At 65.2% G+C, this 3,333-nt stretch carries 4 protein-coding genes; 3 read left to right on the forward strand and 1 reads right to left on the reverse strand.

From position 1 onward, the window contains the following. Positions 1–69: 69 nt before the first annotated feature. Positions 70–1,035, reverse strand: a complete 966-nt coding sequence (locus tag ACRDUX_RS03250; RefSeq protein WP_526410971.1) for a LysR substrate-binding domain-containing protein — start codon at positions 1,033–1,035, stop codon at positions 70–72. Positions 1,036–1,312: 277 nt separating this feature from the next. Between ACRDUX_RS03250 and ACRDUX_RS03255 the strand changes: the two genes are divergently transcribed. Genes ACRDUX_RS03255 through ACRDUX_RS03265 form a run of 3 tightly spaced genes read left to right on the forward strand, consistent with a single transcriptional unit; the run spans position 1,313 to position 3,175 of the window. Then, complete coding sequence (locus tag ACRDUX_RS03255) at positions 1,313–2,464, forward strand: sulfite oxidase (RefSeq protein WP_526410973.1); 1,152 nt, start codon at positions 1,313–1,315, stop codon at positions 2,462–2,464. Next, on the forward strand, positions 2,454–2,846 hold the full coding sequence (locus tag ACRDUX_RS03260) for a DUF202 domain-containing protein (RefSeq protein WP_526410975.1): 393 nt from the start codon (positions 2,454–2,456) through the stop codon (positions 2,844–2,846). Before ACRDUX_RS03255 ends, ACRDUX_RS03260 begins: the two co-directional genes overlap by 11 nt. Beyond that, entirely contained in the window at positions 2,843–3,175 is a 333-nt protein-coding gene (locus ACRDUX_RS03265; RefSeq protein ID WP_526410977.1) for a DUF202 domain-containing protein, read from the forward strand. Before ACRDUX_RS03260 ends, ACRDUX_RS03265 begins: the two co-directional genes overlap by 4 nt. The last annotated feature ends 158 nt before the right edge of the window (positions 3,176–3,333 follow it).

Raw genomic sequence — 3,333 nt, forward strand, 5'->3', positions numbered from 1 at the left:
CCCTTCACCGGTGTGCGTTCGATTCTGGCAGCGTCGGCAGCGGAAGGGTCGTCGACTATGCTGACGTCCTCAGCGAGCGGGCCTGCCGGTGTGGTCGGGTCTGTTCGCTGTCGCGATGTGGCTGAGCAGATCCCGTATCGCGCCGGCGGGTGGTGTCCGCGCACCCACCCAGACAGCGCGCAATGTGCGGTGCAGGTCCAGATCGGCCACGGCTACTGCGCGTAGTCGGCCCAGGACGAAGTCGTCTTCTACGGCGAGTTTGCTCATCACTGCCGGGCCCGCCCCCGCCAGCACGGCGGCGCGAACTGCCGCCGCTGTCGACAGCTCGAGGACCGGTGGGACCTGACCCTGCTCCGCGTCGAGTGCCTCTTTTAGTGCTGTCGAGAGAAAATCCCTTGTACCCGAGCCGAGTTCGCGAGTGACGAGCGGTGTGTGGTTCAGTTCGGCAGCGGTGATCGGAGCTGATCGCCGTGCCCACTTGTGGCCCGCTGGCACGATGACAACCAATTCGTCGTGGGCCACCACGCGGCTGCGCACTCCGCGCGGTATTCCGGGACTTTCGACGAATCCCAAGTCGGCATCGTTGTCGCGCACCGCCCTCAAGACGTGGTCGCTGTTGGTCGCGGTGAGGATCACTTCGGGCGCGGTTGTACCGCGTCGCGCGGCAGCGGCCTGCATCGTGACCAACCAGCGCGGCAACAACTGCTCGGCGATCGTCAGGCTGGCACTCACCCTCACCCGATTTCGGCTGTCGGCACGCAGCGTGGCGAGCCCGGCGTCGACTTGGTGGGCCACCTCAAGCAGTCGATCTGACCATTCCGCGGCGACCCCCCCGGCCGGCGTTAGTGTTGAGCCACGCTTTGTGCGAATAACCAACCTGACCCCGGTCTGTGCTTCCATCGAGGTGACTCGCGCCGACACCGCCTGCTGAGTCAACCCGATTTCCCGGCCCGCGGCGCTCAGACTTCCGGTCCGCGCGATCGCCAGTAGGACCTCCAGCGCAGCAAGGTCGGGCATTCGCGCACTCAGCGACATCAGTCCATAGTATCCAGACACACAACGCCGCTTTGTGAGGTCGCAAAGCGACCCCAGATGTAACCGGGCGAGCGTAGCGGCAGCGTCGAAGCTCTCGAGCGCAAATACTGTAATGCCGCTTCGCGGCCACAAGGCTACCTTGTGACGTCACAATAACAATCCCTCTACCAACGGCTCCTCGGGCAGCGAACCATCGGCGACAGGACCACCCGACCAAGGAGACGCCCAACATGAAGACGTTCACAGATGAGCTAGATGCTGTCCAGAGGGGAATCTGATGTGGGGTAAGCGTCCCGACATGATCGTGCGCGGCCGGTTGCCGTTCAACGCAGAGCCGCCGGCCGCGGCGTTGGCCGGTAGTGAGATCACCGCGATGGATACCTTTTACAGCCGCAATCACGGTCCGTTTCCCGACATCGCGCCCGAGCAATGGCGCCTGCAGGTTGACGGCATGGTCGACACCCCGCGCACCGTGACGTACGACCAACTGACCAGCGGGTTCAGCGCCCACTCGGTGGTAGCGACCTTGGCATGCGCCGGTAACCGGCGAGCGGAACTGCTGGCGGTGCGGCCGATACCAGGCAAGGATCCCTGGGCCCACGGGGCTATCTCGACCGCCGAATGGCGTGGAGCCAGGCTGGCAGACGTCCTCGACGCGGCGGGAGTGCACCATGATGACGGCTTGCACGTGGCGTTCAACGCACCCGACGTGGCGCCGGAGGCCGTCCCCGTGCAGTCCTACGGCAGCTCCATCCCGTTGAGCAAGGCCATGTCCGAGGAAGTGCTGCTGGCCTGGGAGATGAATTCCGAACCGCTGCCGCGCGTCCACGGTGGCCCGGTGCGGGTGGTGGTGCCGGGCTACGTCGGGGCTCGCAGCGTCAAGTGGGTGACCGCCATCAGGGTGCAACCAGTCCCGTCGGAGAACTACTTCCAAGCCAGCGACTATCGCATCCTTCCGCCCGAAACCGACCCCGACACGGCAGCGCCGGGCGAAGGCATTTCGTTGTCGTCGCTGCCGCTCAACTGCGACATCCTGGTCCCCGACGACGGCGCTGAGATTCCTGCCGGCCCGCTGACCATCCGCGGGTGGGCGCTGGCCGGCGACGGTCGCGGTATCGGCCGCGTCGACGTGTCGCTCGACGGGGGCAACACGTGGCGTCAAGCCGACCTGCAAGCCGCGACCAACCGGTGGACATGGCGGCTGTGGTCGCTGAACGTGGAGGCCCACCCGGGACCATTGAGTCTGACCGCCCGGGCCTGGGACGACACCGGCGTCACACAGCCGGAATCGCCTGCTCCGCTATGGAATCCGCGGGGATACGGCAACAACACCTGGGCCCACGTGGAACTGACGGTCTCAACCTGGCCGCCCACTCCGCGTGTTGCCGCCAAACGGCGTGCGGTGACCAAGGTGTCCAGTGCCAGGTGACAACGACAACACGACCAGCGAGCGCGGCCGCGACAGCGCACCGGAGTTCGAGCCCGACTATCGGTTCACCCTCGCTAACGAGCGGACCTTCCTGGCCTGGGAGCGCACCGCGCTTGGTCTGCTGGCCGCAGCGGTGGCGGTGGTCCAACTCGTCCCTGAACTGCCGATTCCCGGGGCGCGCCACGTCCTCGGGGTGTTGCTCGCGGTGCTCGCAACCCTCACCGCTGGCGTGGGTCTGCGCCGATGGGAGCAGGTTGATCGCGCCATCCGCAGCGGCATGCCCTTGCCGCGGCACCCCATGTCTGTGTGTCTCGCAGTGGGCCTCATCGTTGTCGGGTTCCTCACCTCGGGATTGGTGATCAGCAAGGCGGTCACCGGTTGACTAACCTCGGACCTCGCAACCGGCACGATGACGGGCTACAGGCGGAACGAACCGCACTGGCCTGGACTCGCACCTCGTTCGGAGTTCTGGCCAATGGCGTACTACTAATGCTGAGGGCATTTCACGGTTACAACGGATCGTTCCGGCTGCTCGCGGTTGGCCTCGCTGCCACCATCGCGCTATCCACTTATCTGATAGGCATACGACGTCAACGGATGCTTGGCCGCCGTCCACTCCCACAACGAATCACGCCCCGCCGCGAGGTGCACCTGCTGGGGATCTCGGTGCTTGTTCTCATACTTGCCTCAGCGCTCGCACTGCCCGTTTGACCCGAACACACGGGCACCGTTCGAGCGATCTCTGACAGGCCCGGCCGCAAGTTTACTTGGCAAATTAGTGCCCCTGAGCACGCTCACCTTCATCGCGTATTCGTGGTCTTCAATATTCGGAACGCGTTGGTGCGTAAACTGTTTCGCTCGTTGCCGGT

Origin of the sequence: Mycobacterium sp. (assembly GCF_050701675.1) — a bacterium.
In the GTDB taxonomy this organism is placed as follows: Bacteria; Actinomycetota; Actinomycetes; order Mycobacteriales; family Mycobacteriaceae; genus Mycobacterium.